At 40.2% G+C, this 17,674-nt stretch carries 20 protein-coding genes; 5 read left to right on the plus strand and 15 right to left on the minus strand.

Annotated features, from left to right (window positions below; translation table 11 throughout):
• Positions 1 to 233: 233 nt before the first annotated feature.
• The gene (locus HPE56_RS14050; protein WP_188244390.1) at positions 234 to 1,001 is read right to left on the minus strand and encodes a DeoR/GlpR family DNA-binding transcription regulator; all 768 of its coding nucleotides are present in this window, start codon (positions 999 to 1,001) and stop codon (positions 234 to 236) included.
• Positions 1,002 to 1,317: 316 nt separating this feature from the next.
• On the opposite strand from HPE56_RS14050, the gene HPE56_RS14055 reads away from it, so the two are divergent.
• From HPE56_RS14055 to HPE56_RS14070, 4 genes are read left to right on the plus strand one after another with little or no spacing between them, the layout of a single operon-like run.
• Complete coding sequence (locus tag HPE56_RS14055; RefSeq protein WP_188244391.1) at positions 1,318 to 2,877, plus strand: glycerol-3-phosphate dehydrogenase/oxidase; 1,560 nt, start codon at positions 1,318 to 1,320, stop codon at positions 2,875 to 2,877.
• 54 nt (positions 2,878 to 2,931) lie between these two features.
• The gene (gene glpK / locus HPE56_RS14060; RefSeq protein ID WP_188244392.1) at positions 2,932 to 4,428 is read left to right on the plus strand and encodes a glycerol kinase GlpK; all 1,497 of its coding nucleotides are present in this window, start codon (positions 2,932 to 2,934) and stop codon (positions 4,426 to 4,428) included.
• Between the two features lie 32 nt (positions 4,429 to 4,460).
• Entirely contained in the window at positions 4,461 to 5,198 is a 738-nt protein-coding gene (locus HPE56_RS14065) for an MIP/aquaporin family protein (protein WP_188244393.1), read from the plus strand.
• Positions 5,199 to 5,223: 25 nt separating this feature from the next.
• Positions 5,224 to 5,991, plus strand: coding sequence for a hypothetical protein (locus tag HPE56_RS14070; RefSeq protein ID WP_188244394.1), 768 nt, complete (start codon positions 5,224 to 5,226; stop codon positions 5,989 to 5,991).
• A gap of 180 nt (positions 5,992 to 6,171) precedes the next feature.
• On the opposite strand, the gene HPE56_RS14075 is transcribed toward HPE56_RS14070, so the two are convergent.
• From HPE56_RS14075 to HPE56_RS14100, 6 genes are all read right to left on the minus strand, one after another.
• Entirely contained in the window at positions 6,172 to 7,020 is an 849-nt protein-coding gene (locus HPE56_RS14075; protein WP_188244395.1) for an SDR family oxidoreductase, read from the minus strand.
• A 5-nt stretch (positions 7,021 to 7,025) separates the two neighbouring features.
• Entirely contained in the window at positions 7,026 to 7,226 is a 201-nt protein-coding gene (locus HPE56_RS14080) for a hypothetical protein (protein ID WP_188244396.1), read from the minus strand.
• Between the two features lie 287 nt (positions 7,227 to 7,513).
• Positions 7,514 to 7,690 (minus strand): hypothetical protein, encoded by a 177-nt coding sequence (locus tag HPE56_RS14085; protein WP_188244397.1) that lies wholly within the window; start codon positions 7,688 to 7,690, stop codon positions 7,514 to 7,516.
• Between the two features lie 179 nt (positions 7,691 to 7,869).
• Positions 7,870 to 9,156, minus strand: coding sequence for an alkaline phosphatase family protein (locus HPE56_RS14090; RefSeq protein ID WP_188244398.1), 1,287 nt, complete (start codon positions 9,154 to 9,156; stop codon positions 7,870 to 7,872).
• Between the two features lie 165 nt (positions 9,157 to 9,321).
• On the minus strand, positions 9,322 to 10,167 hold the full coding sequence (locus tag HPE56_RS14095) for a hypothetical protein (protein WP_188244399.1): 846 nt from the start codon (positions 10,165 to 10,167) through the stop codon (positions 9,322 to 9,324).
• Positions 10,168 to 10,406: 239 nt separating this feature from the next.
• Entirely contained in the window at positions 10,407 to 11,897 is a 1,491-nt protein-coding gene (locus HPE56_RS14100) for an ArnT family glycosyltransferase (RefSeq protein ID WP_188244400.1), read from the minus strand.
• Positions 11,898 to 12,423: 526 nt separating this feature from the next.
• Here HPE56_RS14100 and HPE56_RS14105 point away from each other — a divergent pair.
• Positions 12,424 to 13,578, plus strand: coding sequence for a N(5)-(carboxyethyl)ornithine synthase (locus tag HPE56_RS14105; protein ID WP_188244401.1), 1,155 nt, complete (start codon positions 12,424 to 12,426; stop codon positions 13,576 to 13,578).
• A gap of 16 nt (positions 13,579 to 13,594) precedes the next feature.
• On the opposite strand, the gene HPE56_RS14110 is transcribed toward HPE56_RS14105, so the two are convergent.
• From HPE56_RS14110 to HPE56_RS14140, 8 genes are all read right to left on the minus strand, one after another.
• Complete coding sequence (locus tag HPE56_RS14110; protein WP_223170318.1) at positions 13,595 to 13,912, minus strand: cob(I)yrinic acid a,c-diamide adenosyltransferase; 318 nt, start codon at positions 13,910 to 13,912, stop codon at positions 13,595 to 13,597.
• A gap of 6 nt (positions 13,913 to 13,918) precedes the next feature.
• The gene (locus HPE56_RS20670) at positions 13,919 to 14,038 is read right to left on the minus strand and encodes a cob(I)yrinic acid a,c-diamide adenosyltransferase (protein WP_394355056.1); all 120 of its coding nucleotides are present in this window, start codon (positions 14,036 to 14,038) and stop codon (positions 13,919 to 13,921) included.
• A gap of 64 nt (positions 14,039 to 14,102) precedes the next feature.
• A complete protein-coding gene (locus HPE56_RS14115) occupies positions 14,103 to 14,429 on the minus strand; it encodes a DMT family transporter (protein ID WP_188244402.1) in 327 nt (108 codons plus the stop codon).
• 168 nt (positions 14,430 to 14,597) lie between these two features.
• Positions 14,598 to 14,765, minus strand: a complete 168-nt coding sequence (locus tag HPE56_RS14120) for a hypothetical protein (protein ID WP_188244403.1) — start codon at positions 14,763 to 14,765, stop codon at positions 14,598 to 14,600.
• Positions 14,766 to 14,922: 157 nt separating this feature from the next.
• Positions 14,923 to 15,258, minus strand: a complete 336-nt coding sequence (locus tag HPE56_RS20675; RefSeq protein WP_188244404.1) for a hypothetical protein — start codon at positions 15,256 to 15,258, stop codon at positions 14,923 to 14,925.
• A 156-nt stretch (positions 15,259 to 15,414) separates the two neighbouring features.
• Positions 15,415 to 16,167: a hypothetical protein gene (locus tag HPE56_RS14130; protein ID WP_188244405.1), complete on the minus strand. Its 753-nt coding sequence runs from the start codon at positions 16,165 to 16,167 to the stop codon at positions 15,415 to 15,417.
• Positions 16,168 to 16,474: 307 nt separating this feature from the next.
• Positions 16,475 to 16,888, minus strand: a complete 414-nt coding sequence (gene aroQ / locus HPE56_RS14135) for a type II 3-dehydroquinate dehydratase (RefSeq protein WP_188244406.1) — start codon at positions 16,886 to 16,888, stop codon at positions 16,475 to 16,477.
• A 193-nt stretch (positions 16,889 to 17,081) separates the two neighbouring features.
• Complete coding sequence (locus HPE56_RS14140) at positions 17,082 to 17,594, minus strand: hypothetical protein (RefSeq protein ID WP_188244407.1); 513 nt, start codon at positions 17,592 to 17,594, stop codon at positions 17,082 to 17,084.
• Positions 17,595 to 17,674 lie beyond the last annotated feature (80 nt).

Consider the following 17,674-nt stretch of genomic DNA (forward strand, 5'->3'; position numbering starts at 1 on the left):
TTTAATAGCATAGGTAGCAAATAGCCCCTTTTCCGGGCATTGTACGCATTAAGCTTAAACGGGGGTTTGACGTTATTAGGGTCAAACCCCCGTTTTATTTATAATAAAAACAATTGAAGTGGATCTTCCTTTGGTTCCTGTATGGGACAATTTAGGCTCCCTACCAATGCTACCCCTACTTTTAAGGCCATAGGCCTACATGTCGCGAGAGTGTGCCTGTATTGGTATTTGGTTTAAACAATCGTTAACTCAACACCCAATTCGACCAATCTGTTCTTTGTTTTCTCATCAATACCATCATCTGTTATGATCTGATCTACCTCATCCAGTCCACAAATCCTTCCAAACCCCTTTTTGTTGAATTTTGAGGAATCGGCCAAGACAATGATCTTATGTGCCGCTTTTATCATTTCCTTATTTAAGGAAGCCTCCATAGAACTTGTGGTCGTGAGTCCATATTCGAGATCAATCCCATCAACCCCTAGAAACAATTTGGTAAACGTAAATTCGGCCAACATTTTTTCACCAATAGGCCCCACAACGGAGGAGGAACTCGATCGAACAATGCCTCCCAATTGCATAACATCAATCTCTTTATGCTCGGCCAAGATGATGGCTGTGTTCAAAGAAGCGGTTAGCACAGTCAATCCCTCAATAGGCCTAATATGCCTGGCAAATTCGATGACCGAGGTTCCAGATGCAATAATAATACTGTCATACGGTTCTAGGGCTAGGGCAGCAGCTATCGCAATCTTGTTTTTTTCCTTGGTATGTATTTTTTCCTTGATATTTACGGGGTGTTCCGTAATGTATGGATTTACCGGAATAGCTTTCCCGTGCGACCTGAACAACAGCTTCCTCTCTTCAAGTAACTTTAAGTCCTTTCGAATTGTCACCAAAGAAACATTAAACTCCTTACTCAATTCGTTAACGTTTACAAAGCCATCCTCTTCAAGCTTCTCCAGGATAAGCCTGTGGCGATCGATAATATTCAATGACATTTTGTTTCGTTTTATACAAAGGTACAACATCAAGTAATCAAAATAAAGCTTGGATATCACTTTTGACCGAACTATCCGTAATCAAAACGAAACCACTATACCTCATATTTCCCTAAAAAAGAAACAATAAATAATACAAAAATTGAAATATTTCGATGAAATACCCATTTTTGGAACATTTGGCTTCGATTTTATGACAAAAATCATGGTTCATAAAAAATAACAATTAATAACTAATAAGAGGTTTTGTTTTGTTTCGTTTTATTGTATATTTATATCCAATTAGAAAGCAATATCAAAAAATAAAAGAGGAATCATGAACAGAAAAGCAATGATCGATAGGTTAAAAGAGGAATCTAAAACGTACGATTTCATAGTTATAGGAGGCGGGGCAACAGGCATCGGCATTGCTCTTGAGGCATCTGCCAGAGGGTACTCCGTTGTATTATTGGAAAAATCGGATTTCACAAAATCCACATCAAGTAAGGCAACCAAACTGGTACACGGTGGTGTGCGATATTTGGCACAAGGTGATATAGGTTTGGTTAGGGAGGCCGTAGTAGAAAGAGGGCTAATGTTGAAAAACGCCCCCCACATCACTAAAAGTCAATCCTTTATAATTCCAACACATGGATTATATGACGAAATATTATATACCGTTGGATTAACTTTTTATGATCTATTGGCCGGAAAATTGAGCCTTGGACGATCTAGACGTATCTCAAAATCCAAAACCTTAAAACGTATTTCGTTGATCAACCCGGATAAAATTTCAGCTGGTGTGGTTTATTATGATGGTCAATTCGATGATTCACGAATGGCAATTAATACCTTGCAGAGCGCTGTTGAGATGGGAGCGATAGTATTGAATTATTGTGCCGTTGATGGTTTGGTCAAAGATAACGATGGCAACCTAACGGGTGTTAAGGTACATGATGAGGAAGAAGATGTATCATTCGAAATCAAAGGAAAGCAGGTTGTCAATGCTACCGGTGTTTTTGCGGATGATGTTTTACAAATGGATTCCCCAGGGGCTGAAAAAACCATTGCCCCAAGCCAAGGGGTACATTTAATATTGGATAAATCCTTTTTACCAGGGGATGATGCGATTACGATTCCAAAAACAGATGATGGCAGGGTCTTGTTTTTAGTACCATGGCATAATAAGGTAATTGTCGGTACTACAGATACCCCGATCGAAAAAGAATCATTGGAGCCCGTGGCACTGGAAGAAGAGATAGGTTTTATCCTTAGTACGGCAAGTAGGTATCTAACCAAGGCACCGAAAAGAAGCGATGTATTAAGCGTATTTGCAGGTTTGCGACCTTTGGCGGCTACGAAAGGCAAAGGAAACAAAACGAAAGAGATTTCCCGAAGCCATAAAATCTATACATCCAAATCCGGACTACTGACTATCGTGGGGGGTAAATGGACAACTTTTAGGAGAATGGGTCAAGATTTGGTGGATAAGGCTGAGAAGAACCACGAATGGAAACACATTCCCACAAAAACAAGACACCTTAAGATCCATGGTTACAAAGAAAATGTAAACTTTGACAACCCTTTATATTTCTATGGCAGTGACGAAGAAGCCATAGTCGATCTTGCCAAAGTGAACGGGTGGAACAAAACCTTAAGTACCTCCTTGGGGGTTATAGAGGCCCAAGTGGTTTGGGCCGTAAGAAATGAAATGGCACGTACTGTGGAAGATTTTCTTGCACGTAGAACCCGTTGTCAACTCTTAGATGCCAAAGAGAGTGTTAGAATGGCTCCTGAAGTAGCCAAAATTATGGCGAAGGAACTTGGAAAGGATGCCGATTGGCAAACCAAGCAAGTTGCTGACTATATTGAAGTAACCACTAACTATATTTTATAAACCACGGTTTTAATTGTCCCCTAGAAACAATTAAAACTACTTAATCAATTAAACATGAAGAACAAACTGATTTTAGCACTTGATCAAGGGACGACCTCCTCCCGTGCGATTTTATTCAATCACGACGGTGAGATTGTTCGAGTTTCCCAAAAACCGTTTGAACAGATTTTTCCTAAACCGGGATGGGTAGAACACAACCCCAATGATATTTGGTCTTCCCAAATTTCCGTTGCGGCCGAGGTAGTGGCCCAGCAAGGTATTTCAGGCGATGGTATTGCGGCCATAGGTATTACCAACCAAAGGGAAACCGTCGTTGTCTGGGACCGTGAAACCAGCGAACCCATATACAATGCGATCGTATGGCAAGACAGAAGAACCTCGCGATATTGCGATGAGTTAAAGGATGCCGGTCATATCGATATGATCAAGAAGAAAACAGGATTGGTGATCGATGCCTATTTTTCAGCAACCAAACTTAAATGGATCTTGGACAATGTAGAAGGTGCCAGGAAAAAAGCGGAAGCAGGGAAACTTTGTTTTGGGACCATTGACACGTGGCTTATCTGGAAACTTTCAAGGGGAAAAATGTTCATTACCGATGTATCCAACGCAAGTAGGACTATGTTGTTCAACATACATACCATGGCGTGGGACAATGAATTGATGGAGTTGTTCAACATACCAAAAGCCATGTTACCCGAGGTTAAAGAAAGTAGTGAGATTTATGGTACTACGGCTACCACCCTATTCTCCTCCAAAATTCCGATTGCGGGAATTGCAGGGGATCAACAAGCAGCCTTGTTCGGTCAAATGTGTACCAAACCGGGAATGGTTAAAAATACGTACGGCACAGGATGTTTCCTATTAATGAATACCGGTGATAAAGCGGTGTACTCAGAAAACAATCTTTTAACCACCGTTGCTTGGAAAATCAACGGTAAAACCACCTATGCCCTTGAAGGAAGTGTTTTTGTTGGTGGAGCCGCTATCCAATGGTTACGCGACGGCGCAAAAATGGTGAAAACAGCCCCAGGCATCAACCATTTGGCAGAAACCGTGGAAGATAACGGAGGTGTTTATTTTGTACCGGCCCTAACGGGATTGGGAGCACCTTATTGGGACCAATATGCCCGCGGTGCCATGTTGGGTATCACCCGGGGTACCACAGATGCCCATATAGCAAGGGCAACGATAGAGGGTATAGCATTTCAAGTATACGACATCGTAAGGGCCATGGAAGCCGATGCAGGTGAAAAAAGTATTGAACTACGCGTAGATGGTGGTGCAAGTGCCAGCGATTTATTAATGCAGATCCAAGCCGATTTGTTCGGATTTAAGATCATACGGCCCAAAACTTTGGAAACAACAGTTATGGGCGCCGCCTATTTGGCAGGTTTGGCCGTTGGTTACTGGGACAGTATCGATGATATCCAATCCCAATGGGTTGTTGATAAGGAATTCTATCCAGAAGCTCCTAAAGAAAAAGTCGACAATATGTTGCATTACTGGCATAAAGCCGTTAAGTGTGCACAGCATTGGATCGAAGAGTAATTAGTCATCAACAACTATAAAAACAGAAAATCATGTCAATTTTAGTAGCAGAAATATTAGGCACCATGCTTCTTATGCTTATGGGTAACGGAGTTGTGGCCAATGCAGTATTGAAGGGCACCAAGGGTAATGGTGCTGGATGGATCGAAATCACCACAGCCTGGGCTCTGGGTGTCTTTATAGGAGTAGTCGTGGCAGGCCCCTATAGTGGCGCGCACTTGAACCCAGCGGTAACCATAGGTTTGGCAACTGCAGGTAAGATTTCTTGGACTGTCGTCCCTGAATATTTAGCGGGTGAAATGATCGGGGCCATGTTAGGAGCGTTTTTAGTGTGGTTCTTCTATAAGGATCACTATAAAATCACTGATGATGAGGAAGGTATGTTAGCTTCTTTTTGTACGGGACCGGCCATTAAGAACACTTTTTCCAACTTAATGAGTGAGATTATAGGAACCTTCGTTTTGGTCTTTGTAATATTCTATTTAGCTGGTCCGGAATTAGATATCACAGGAGATGTAGAAGCTCGTGCCATCATAGGTTTAGGCTCTATTGGGGCAGTACCCGTAGCCTTTCTTGTATGGGTCATTGGTTTGTCCTTGGGAGGAACAACAGGCTATGCCATTAATCCTGCCCGGGATCTAGGGCCCAGGATCATGCATTCCATTTTACCCGTAAAAGGTAAAAGTAATTGGGGTTATGCTTGGATACCCGTAGTGGGTCCTATCATCGGATGTGTAATTGCAGCCTACTTATATATGGCCTTAATGTAGCATATTCCCCTTATAGTAAACTACAATGAAAAAAATACTTATAGTATTCGTAGCGCTGATCACAGTGCAAATGGGCTATGCCCAAAAAACAGAATCGAAAGACAGTCCGATAGACTTTAATGTTGATGTAAAAACGAACCATTTATGGAGGGGTTTGGTCATTACCGATAAACCCATGGCCGCTGTTTTCTCTCAATTGAGATTGAATGAATCGGGTAGTTTCACCACTGGTTTTTGGGGTGGAATGTCGTTCTCCAATGATGCCGACGGTACTTATTACAAAGAAATAAACTACTATATCCAATATGCCGAAAATGGCTTTTCCATTGGTCTGTGGGATTTATTCAATACCCGTAACGTAGCTACCCCTGATGTGTGGAATTACGATAAGAACACCACCACGCATTTATTGGATCTACGCACCTCTTATACCTTCAACGAAAGTTTCCCTTTACGTTTGGAAGCCGATGTGTTATTGTATGGTAGTGGCGATGCCCAATTGAATGATGATGGTGATCTAGAACAGCGCTATTCTACCTATGTGGAAGTGTCTTATCCGTTGATCACAGAATCAAAAGTGAATTTAAGGAGCTTTGTAGGTGGTGCATTCTCTTTTAACGGGGATACGCATTTATACGGTGATGGTAAGCAGAATTTCGATTTTGTGAATGTAGGCTTAACAGCCTCAAAAACCCTAAAATTTTCAGACGTAAACTTCCCGGTTTCAGCAACAACTCTATGGAACCCTTCTCAAAAAATAGCAAGGGTACAATTAGCGGTTGGCTTATTTTAATATTAGGTAGTTTCCCCAAACTTAGCATAAAACCCGTGGTTCGAAGGTATGTTCAAACCGCGGGTTTTTATGTTCATAACTAAAATGACAAGACCTAGTCCAACGCTATTCAATAGGGACAATACAAACAACCGCCTTTTTCAATTTACCCTGAACCGAGCGCTTTAATTTCCTTTTTTCTTATCTGTTTTTAAATAATCCGATCATTTCCATGGGGGATATATGCGGTCTTCCAGAGGCCTTTTCGAAATCAGATGGTACATCATTGGATCCATTCTTGATCCCTTCGTAAATTCCGGTGATGATGGTTCCCATGAATTCCCCCAACTCCTTTTTTCTGTCTTCCGCATAAGCTTCAACTGAAATAGGATTATAAGACAGGCTTGTCCCATACGCTTGATTGATCAATTTGGCCAGGTACTCTTGGGTGATTGGCTCACCTACCAAATTGTACACCAGCCCATTATGCTTTTCATGCAACAGCATTTGTGCATAGGCGTAACCCAATTCCTCCCTACTGGTATAGGCACATTTCCCTGTCCCCGCACAATTCTTGATTTCACCCGCTTTGACATACTGGTCTATGTATTCCAAATCGGGTTCGATATAAATTCCATTTCTACCAATGACCCACGCAAGGCCCGATTCCTGTATATCCTTTTCGGTTTGGCGATTACTTTGCACGACAGGACTAAAGGCCGTTTTATTTTCGTCTCCAATAATGCTGGTGTAAACAATCTTATGAACCCCGTTCAGTTTTGCCGCTTCAATGACATTTCTATGCTGTTGTATCCTTTTCTGTGGGTCATCCATACCTGAAACCAAAAGAACCGCATCAATACCTTGTAATGCTTGATTAAAATGCTCTCGGTTATTGTAATCTCCCTCTCGGATTTCGATTCCCAGACGATGTGCTTTTTCGGGGGTCCGTGCAATACCTATAACATTCTCTTTCCCGATTTCCTTTATTAGTTGCCGTACGATGGCCGACCCCAAATGCCCGCTAGCTGATGTTACTGCAATCTTCATATCCGTTATTTTTGCTTTGACTTAATGATCTCCAACTCCTTTTCAAGTTGCTCTGCCTTTGCTTTGAACTTTTCCATGGCCTTTTTAAGTTGACCTATTTTCTGGAAAGCTTCTTCATCTTGAATTGCCTGATAGGAAACGACCCCATCCTCTTCCTTGATCTTTGATTTACCGCCACATTTGGGGCACAATGCTACTTGACTCATAATTTTATTTTTTACAGGACAAAGTTCCGTTGTGTTTATCCTTTTCAAAAGGTAAATCCTTGCCTAAGAATGGTAAATATGGGAATAATATTCAAAAAATGGGGTTTTGCTCTTCAGCAATGTTTACATACGATAGCTAAACATCCTATACCAACATCATTCCTGAAACCTTTCACTAATGTATATTTTGACATCCAAGTCCTAATCGTGATTTTTTCCTTATATCTTGGATACCACTCCATTTGCATCATCCCAGAAACTAAAACCCAACCAATATTTTGTCCTCCCTATTGATACAGGCTAGGGTTAATGGAATAACAATGTTCTGCTGCCGTTTCCTCCAAAAGGGTTAAGATGGTCGTCGGCAATGCAAAACCATATTCGTTTATTTCAAAATATCGTAATTCAAATTCCTTTTCAAAATAGTTCTTGATCATCTTTCCTTCCCCTATTGAATATTTCACTTATATGATGCAAAAACAATTGTATATCAGTACGATTAGGATGTAAACCATTGATCTTACCAACACCCCTAATTCAATCGATCTTCAAATTATATCGTTGATTTTAAAGCACCGATCCAATGTTTTTCATTGGCCCCATTAGGTACTGCCTCGATGTTCAAAAGGAATTTACGGAATCATTAATCGGTTTTTAAAACGGTTTTTATTTCGTTTAAATCCCCATCGATTTCATTCGGGATTTCAAGACCTAAAATCTGACATACCAAAGGATAGATATGGATGTTTTTTATGGAAGGGATAACATAACCTTCCTTAAATGCGGGGCCATTGGCGTAAAATATACCATGCATGTCCTTATACTTGGGATCGTATCCATGTACTCCAATCGCTGTAATCGATTTTTTCCTCAGGGTTTCAATACGTTCCTTACCCGAAAAATAATATCCAAAATCGGGGATAACCTGAATGCTTCCCCAATCCTTGTTTCGTGGCTTATATTCAAAACCGGGGGTGTTTTCGGTCGTATAGACCTTAAAATGGTCTTCCTTCGGTTTTAGGTATTCTAACATAGTATCCGTTGAAGTATTGTTTTTTGGATGAACGTTGAGAATCGCCCCATTGTCGACCACCGTATATAGGCTATCATTCACAAGATCCCCAACAGGTATCATATTCGCTGTGGGTAATGTTGCCATACCGTGGTCGGAAACTATGATGACGTTTATGGGCAGACCGGTTGCTTCAACACCTTTAAACAACTCCCCCAAATTTTCATCCAAAGCGAACAGGACTTTTTTTAATTGCGCATCATTATCTGGACTAAACTCATGTCCCACATCATCCATATCGGAAAAATACAAGGTTATCATATGTGGTCTTTCCTTTTTGGGCAACGCAAACCATTTTAAGGTCTCGGCTACACGAACCTCATTTTTGATTGCTCCATCGTACACCTGATAATAGGTGGGTCTTACGCCTTGTATATCAGCCTCTGAACCTACAAAAAAATAACTCGCAGATACCATATTCGCCTTATCCGCCTGCACCCAAAGAGGCGTACCGCCGTAAAAGGTGCCATCCTCTACCATTTCCCTATTGCCAATCTTATAGGTGACATCCTTTTTATTACTATAAAAAGAATTCCCGATTATGCCATGCTTATCAGGGTACATCCCGGTTGCGATGGTGTAGTGGTTCGGAAATGTTTTGGAAGGAAACGATGGGATCAACGACTCGGACCGTACCCCTTTCCCAATAAATTCGGTAAGATGGGGAGGTTTGTATTTATCGACATAATCCCAACGAAAACCATCAAGGGAAACCAAGATCACATAGGGTTTTTGTAGTGAAGCTTTTGAATTCCTGGTCAATGTTGGTTCCGTTAGATTGGAACTGGATTTACAGGATGAAAAATTTAAGGTAATCAAAATTACGATAAGGGGGTATATGAAATTTCTTTGTGCCATTCAATTCAGTCTTTATGGTTTCCAGCGTAGTGGAAAGATTTGTTGATGTAATACACGGTTCGAAATAAATCCTGATTTCGACACCGCACATGTAGTTGATTTTTAAAAAAACCAAGGCAATTTAATTCAGGGTCAGGCCTTTCTTATGGTCAGTCCATAGCCCGTTCAATTCCCATACCGATCAAAAAATTCCCCAACATCCTTGATATCCCCGATACCTAAAATGGAGCAAACTTCAGACAAGTCGGAGAAATCCAATCCGCCTGCGGAAACAGCATGATTATTGTACCTCCCATCCTTTCCATTGTATTGATTTGACAAATCTGTGGAAAGCCCCCATATTTCTTTCAATTTAGGATTCCCGACGTTATCTTTCCAATTGGTATAATCCGCATCACGAAATCCTGGGGTTCCATTTCCCACTGCATTACCATCCGGTATTTTCCAATAATCCGTGTTTTTCTTTACGAAATCGAGGTCCTTTGGGGAAGTTGATTTTTCATTCCAATCACTGTGCTGCACGACATGTATGCGCTGTAATGTGTTTATTTTAGGCAAATCCTGTTGAATGGCCTTGACAAGTTCAGCCGTAAAATCGGATTGGCCCGCCTCCGCTATCCAGACATCCCCCTTACGTCTAAGGATTTTCTTTACTATGTCCTTGACTTTTTGAACGGCTAAATCCCTATTCTTATGGGCATCTGTCCAATTGTTTCCAAAAGAGAGCTGCATGAGATCATTTGGCGGAACGTATAAACCCTCTTGAATTCCATAGGTTCCCGCAACCGCATGGTACTTCAATTTTGAAAAATCGGAATCAGCCACTAAAGTTGCCAATGCCGCCGCCGTATGAAGATCATCTACATCGGTTTTACAATCCAACTGTACCAATAGCAAGTCCTTTTTAATATTAAAGTCCTTCGATTTTATTTTCATGGTATTGATACTATGGGTTGTAAAGGATAATAACGTAGTTGCCATTGCAACGATTAGAAGCGATTTTGATTTCATACGTATTAAAAATTGAAATTTTGAAATAGATTTTATAAAGTTAAGACGTTGTAGGGAAAATTGACATCCAATGACCAACAAATATTGGTGCCTGAAAATCCTTTTTAATAACACCACTAATTTAATAGATTTTTAAAATATCCCTCAGGTTTTAAAGCACGGAACAGTGCCCTTTTTTAAGACATTTTGTTGATTGACCATAATACCTTCACTTTAGTCTTTAAGGATAAATTATCATATCAATCAAAAATATGATCCTCGTAGGCTTTCCACCATTTTTCAATATCGACTTTTGGTTTTCTACAAATATAAAGTGGGATACCGTTCTCTTCGTCAATGGCATATTTGTGGGTGATTATCTTAACCAATTCAACGTCCTCAAAAACATGTTCCACAGATGGTTTTTCGTTGCCTAAACTGATCCAAACCTTGGCATCCTTATTGCCATAACCCCATGTCCAGAAAGTTCCGTGCCTACTAATGGGATCGGGTAGTCCATATTTTTTGCCCAATATTTTCAATGCGCCGGCCTCCCCATAATTTTCCGCCCAGAGTACACAATGTTCCCTTTCATCAGCGCCCAAAGCGCGGTACACACTATCGACCAATCTTACTTGTTCTTCCCAACCGAACATATCGGCATAGTCACTGGTCAATGCTATCCGCCCATTTTTATCTTCCTTAAGGCCCTTATAGGCCACATATTGTTCTATGGGCAATACAGGGGTTAGTTGTGGTATAAAATAAAGGGAAGGCGCTAAAACAAACGTCGCAATCACATACATCCAGATCGGTTTTTTTAAAAGCAAGGCCTCCAATTTGACCGCCCCGGCCGCAAAAAGGACCGGATATATACCAAACACATAATACGCCTTGGAATGTAGCGCCCATAGGGTGCAAAAAACAACCAAGACGCCTACCCCTACCCCCCTGTATTTGCTTAGGTTTTTACCGAATATCATGGCCCCTAAACCAAAAAGACCTACTATCAGGGTGAACGGAAAGTCCAATTGCCCCAAACCGAAGGCCATCGGGTCCATATCATTCAATTGATAGACATTAAGGGCCTGTAAATGGGCTAAAAGCGGAAAGTCGTGCTGCACCTGCCAAATAAAATTGGGCAAGAAAATAAGCAGTGCGATCAAAGCCGAAATATAGAACCATTTGTTTTTAAAGAGGTTGCCTTTTTGATAGAAAAACAGCCCGATCAATACCCCAAAGGCCCAAACGAACATGGTGTATTTGTTCAACAGCCCCAGACCTAAGGTAATGCCTAAAAGAATCAGGAACCTTTTGTTTTGGGAATTGATAAACCTAATGATAAAGTAAAAACCCATGGTCCAGAATAATTGGTCAAAGGCCACGGGTTGAAACAAGGTGTGGTTGCGGTAAAAAGGAAGAAATGCCAATACACAGATTCCTGCAAGAAACACGGCCTTAAAACCACCTCCGAGTTCCTTGGCCATAAGACAACAAAGAATAAGGATGGCAACCCCTGCAAGTGTAGGAAATAGGCGTACACCCAACAGGGCGTAATCGAAAAACCAGTACGACAATTTACCAAGGAAGGCGATAAGGGGCGGAAACTCCATAAAGCCCCAATCGAGGTGCTCACTCACCGATAAATGCAATAATTCATCACGATGGAAGCCGTAATTCCCATTCCCCATCCATTGAACAATGAACTTAAACAATGCAAGAATCAGGATAATCGGTGCATATTTTTTCATGGATAGGTTTTGCCGTAAAATACAGTACCATGGATTTGGTCTTTATTATACCGTTATAAATATAAGCGATTCATTTGTGAAGGGAAAGGGGAACAAAGGTCATACTGGAAAAGTTCTATCAAGAATAAGTATTGGATGGTCTTAGATGACCGGGCAAAGGTTTTTTATACAGCAGGCTGTTGGGACTGCTTATTACCGAACTTCGACTTCAAAACCTTCAGTACTTTTTCCTAAAAAAAGACTTATACCTCTTGTGTTACAAGGCTATGGATAATAACTGATATTCTGTTAATTGGGTTTTAATAACCTATCTTTGGAATAGAATTGTTCATCTGTTGATATTAATTGTCTCTTCGCTCCACTTCAGCGAATTGCCGAGGCTTTTTGTTTAAGCCCTTATTTTGGATTAATGAAACCCTAGTAGCTACTTAATGCCTGATTACTAGCATATAACTATCTGATGTATTTTTAATATTACGATTTGCAAACGTCATTACCCTGCAACTCGTTTCAATTCCAAGAAGATATGGCTTTATTAAAAATGGGTGTTATTGGAACTTCCAAAAAAGAAGATGAAAGGCGGGTACCTATCCATCCAGAACATTTAAAAAGAATTCCGGAAACCATTCGAAGACAACTGATTTTTGAGAAAGGTTATGGCGCACCTTTCAAAATAGAAGACGAAGAAATCAGTGCCTTAACCGGTGGCATAGCCACACGGAGTGAGATATTATCAGACATTGGTTCTGCCATAATCGCCAAACCTATCCTATCCGATCTGGAAGAGCTGAAAGATGGCGGCACTATTTGGGGATATCCGCATTGTGCACAGCAAATGCAAATTACACAAACGGCCATAGACAAAAAATTAACCTTGATTGCCTTTGAGGATATGTATGTGTGGTATCCCACTGGACAAATGGGAAGACATACCTTTTACAAAAACAATGAATTGGCCGGATATAGTGCCGTGAATCACGCATTGCAGCTAAGAGGAATAAATGGTCATTATGGAAACCAAAGGAAAGTGATCATCTTTAGTTTTGGAGCAGTAAGTAGAGGAGCCATTTATGCCTTGAAATCACAAGGCTTTAGGGATATTACCATCTGTATCCAAAGACCGGATCATGAGGTTAGGGAGGAAGTCCTTAATGTACACTATGTCCGAATTAGAAAAGGAAACGAAAATGAACCTCGACTGATAGTTGTGGAGCACGATGGTTCAGAGCGACCTTTGCTGGATTTAATAAACGAATCTGGAATAATAATCAATGGCACATATCAGGATACGGATGACCCCATTGATTATGTCCAGGAACATGAAAAATCCATGCTTAAACCTGGGACACTAATCATAGATGTTAGTTGTGATGAAGGGATGGGATTTTATTTTGCAAAACCTACAACGTTTAAAAACCCGATCATAGCAATCGATAAAATTGATTACTATGCCGTGGATCACACACCAAGTTATTTTTGGGAAAGTGCTTCCCGATCTATTTCAGCCGCATTAATGGTTCATGTGCCAGCTGTGGTATCCGGCCGCGAAAGTTGGGATGAAAATATGACTATTAAAAATGCCATTAATATTGATAAAGGCGTCATCTTGAAAGACACTATTCTAAGGTTTCAAAATCGCGATTCCAATTACCCGCATTTAATAAATGCCCCATTGAATTAACATAGTCGTTTTAACACTAAAGATAGAGTCCTTCACGTACCCGGCCCTCAAAAGGATATTTAATCCCTATTCTTGCCTGAATTCCTTTGGTATAGTAATGATTTATTTCTTTCATTTCAGTAACCAGATCAGCAAATTCAATCAGCTGGTCAGGAGCGTATCTTCCTGTAATTATTACCTCCAATCCTTCTGGTTTTCCCTTCAATAAATCCATCAGTTCTTCAACACCGAATAATCTGTAGTAGTTAGCAATATGGGCTTCGTCTAAAACCAAAACATCATATTTTCCGGACAAAATGATTTCAGAAACTTCAATAAACCATCCCTTTAACAAATTGGGCTAAGAAACTTTCTTGTCCGCACCAACTGCGCGTATGGCAAGCCCCAAGGCAGCCGTTGTTTTTACTTTTCCATTACCTGGATCAGTAGAAAAAAGGCTAAAAGAACCTCGTTTTTGAATCTATGGTTTTAGAACAATAATATCCTGGATTACGAAAGAATTTGTTTGCTTTTAATTCCATCGGCTAATGTGAAACGGCTTTTAACCCAACAATTGAGATAATCAAGGTCGTCAGAAACAACAGCCTTAAAAATGTTGTAGGTTCTTTAAATACAAAAATCCCAACCAATACGGTTCCTACCGCCCCAATCCCTGTCCATACCGCATACGCAGTTCCTATTGGTAAAGATTGGGTGGCCTTGATTAAAAGCACCATACTAAAACTTAGGGCTATAAAAAATCCGACATACCATAGGTACATTTCATTTCCGGTTGACTCTTTTGCCTTTCCAAGACAGAAAGCGAATGCGACTTCAAAAAGTCCTGCAATTGCCAATAGTATCCAATTCATAATTTTGTTCAGGTAGCAGCTAACGTTTTTACATAGGGTTTGTTGCGTATTTCAAACACCAAATTTAGCAATTATAAACGGAATGGAAGTCCACGAAACCCAACGCTTCAGGGCTTATAAGAAGGCTTGTGCCAGCAATGGGTTTTAAACGGCCTAAGTCGGGATTGGTTATTTATTCCCCTTCCCCGATCCATCTTCCAATTCCATTTTGATAAGATGTATGATTTGTTCGCCTTCTGATTTAACATTTTCAATATAATCCCTTACTTTATAGGCATATGAAGGTTCAAGATTAACCAATTTCCTGAATTCAACGGACGTAAAGGATTCCATCATTTTGACTTTTTCGAACTTTGAAATAAAACTTGGGTTTTTAGTATCAAAGGGACGTAATCCTGAGGTATGGTTTGAAAAGTTACAAGCGTTTATTTTCACCCTTTCTTTCACCGCATTTAAATATCCATAGTAATTTGCGACAGCGTTTTTTATTGTATCATTTTCTAATGAGCTGTAAATTCCCAGTATTTACCAGTTCATCATAAGTACTTCTCTTACCAAAATCATATCCACCTGCCCCCCCACCATAGGATACACGATTTAAGAATTCCAATGTATCGGTCACTATTATTTCATTCTCACAATATTTTTTTGCCAATGTAAGGCCTTCCACTTTTTTGGGTAACCTACTGATAATTATTGACTGGTTTAGGTAATTATTATATATCAACTCCTTATCAATACTCTTCAAATACTTTGTTTCCGCTATCCGGTCTAGCCTGCTTTGGTTCCAATTATTGATTTGCAATGCAATTAAGATTCCAATAACCACAAGCACAATTTCCCCTATAGCGTATTTCAGATACTTTCCTGTTTTTCCTTCAGAAAGGAAGTGCTGGCGGATACCCCTAAAAAATATTATCCTCTTTTTTACCTTTAATTCCAGCGCTGCAGGCTGGCTCGTTTGTTTAAAATACTACCCAGCTGTTTAACCTTGTTGAAGTTGCCTTAAGATCTGCTCGTCCAGTTTATTCAACGATTCAATTATTTTCTTGTAGGATTTAATATCCAGTGTTATACCCTCCATTTTTAAAGTTACGTTATTCCATAACTCGAGGTCATTGAAAAGAAGTTCAAAATTTGTTGGGGTACCTCCTGGTATAAGCCCCTTTCTATATAAGGGTAGTGCAATTTCACTATAGTTCAGGTTTTTGATGATATATGGCTCTATACGATCATTGTATTGACTGGAGGTGAATTTTTCCATGATATCAATTTCCTTCATTGAATATACATAGTAATTGAATGCCAGTTTAACACTGTCATTTTGAACTTTTGATAAATAACCTTGATTTAAAAATTCTTCTGTCACCGGAAAATTCACGTCTAATGTCCAGGAGGTTCCTAGAGCACCCAAGGTTTCTTTTAAAACAGGAATGGAATCATAGTTTTTAGAGGCTAAAACCTTCAACGTCCTTTTGTTTAAAGACCCAATGTACTTCGCTTTTTCCGTAAACGATTCCACGGTCTTGATACCCTCTTGAATTTCGCTATGAATACGCTTATAATAATTAGCTACGGTCGCACGATCTATCCTATCTGAATTCCAGTTGTTTATCTGGAGCGCCATCAAAATACCGATGATGACCAAAACAATCTCCCCTATGGCGTAAGTCAGATATTTCCCGAATTTGTTTTCTATTAAAAGCTGTTGCCTGATTTTTCTAAAGAATTTTATCATTTGGTTATTGGTTGGTCATCATAAAGCATAACGGCTAGCCCCTATGTTCGGTTATGGATTTAAAGATAAGATAAAAGTGACTTTAGGGAACTGGACTAAGACTTTGCATAGGAGGTTGTTGTTGTAAAGCGCTTAATATAATGCTAGGTATTTACCTTCGCCAAAATCTTTCTACGTTAATATTTTAAATTTCATCTATTATTGATTCTGTCTTTTAATGCAACACAACTTGTTTATATAGCTGTAAAATACACCTTTACACCCCTCTATGGGCATACTATGGTTTATTCACTATATCCTTTACCTTCTACAAAAAACTCTGTATGGCCAAATCATAACTCTGCAGGCCAAACCCTAAAATAACGCCTTTGGCCGCTGGTGAAATATGCGATACATGACGAAAGGCCTCCCGACCGAAGGTGTTGGAAATATGTACTTCGATAACTGGGGTGGTAATACCCCGGATGGCATCGCCAATACCGATCGAGGTGTGGGTATAGGCCCCGGCATTCAAAATAATACCATCATAGGAAAAACCGACTTCCTGGATCTTGTCAATAAGCTCCCCCTCGATATTCGATTGGTAATAGGCCAACTCTACCGTTTTGAACTTGGTTTGTAATTCGGTAAAATATGCCTCAAAAGTAGTACTTCCGTATACTTCAGGTTCCCGTTTGCCCAAGAGGTTCAAATTGGGTCCGTTGATGATCATTATCTTCATTATCCTTGTTTTTATGGGCCTTATGACCCTCGATACTACTACAGCACGTGTAACAGCACCCTCAGCAGCATACCACTTGGAGCCTGTGTGTGGCTTTCATTGCATAAATGTATCGATTTATGCGAAATAAAAAAAGGGAAGCATGATCGCTTCCCCTTCCCTATGGTTATTTTTATGGTATCATCGGTTTAGATCATCGACTGCGTTTCGATTTAAAGGTATACAAGACACCGAGATTCAAGGTGTTCCAAGAAGCCCCATCGAGCTCTACTGTTGAATATGAAAAATTGACCTCGGTACTGGGGCCCATAAGATACCCGATAACGGGTCGGTAATAGAGTCCACCATCATTACCGTCATTAATACCTACGGCATACCCCCCATCTACACCAAAGGAGAACGAATTGGAGGTCCATATACGAACCGAGGCGGCCAAAGGAATAAATTCCACATTGGGAAAATCGGCTTCTATAGCCTCTGAACTGAAGCTTTCGCCAAAGCCATGTATAAATCCCGTGGCGATACCGATATCGATTGTTTCGTTCGCAGCATACATATAGCCCGCATCCAAAGCGAGGGTCAAGGTTACGGCATCATTAAAGTCGTTGATGGGAAAGCCCCCGTGAAACCCGAGTTTAAAGCCTTCTTGGGCAAAAATTCCGGTTCCCATTAAAAGAAAGATCAGGGCGAATAGGTTTTTGTGCATTGTGGTTTGGTTTTATAAAAGTGATTGGTTTAAACTACCTACGAAAACGCAATGCATCGATTTTTGTTGCAAACCAACCA

The sequence above is a fragment of the Maribacter aquimaris genome (assembly GCF_014596745.1).
Lineage (GTDB): Bacteria > Bacteroidota > Bacteroidia > Flavobacteriales > Flavobacteriaceae > Maribacter_A > Maribacter_A aquimaris.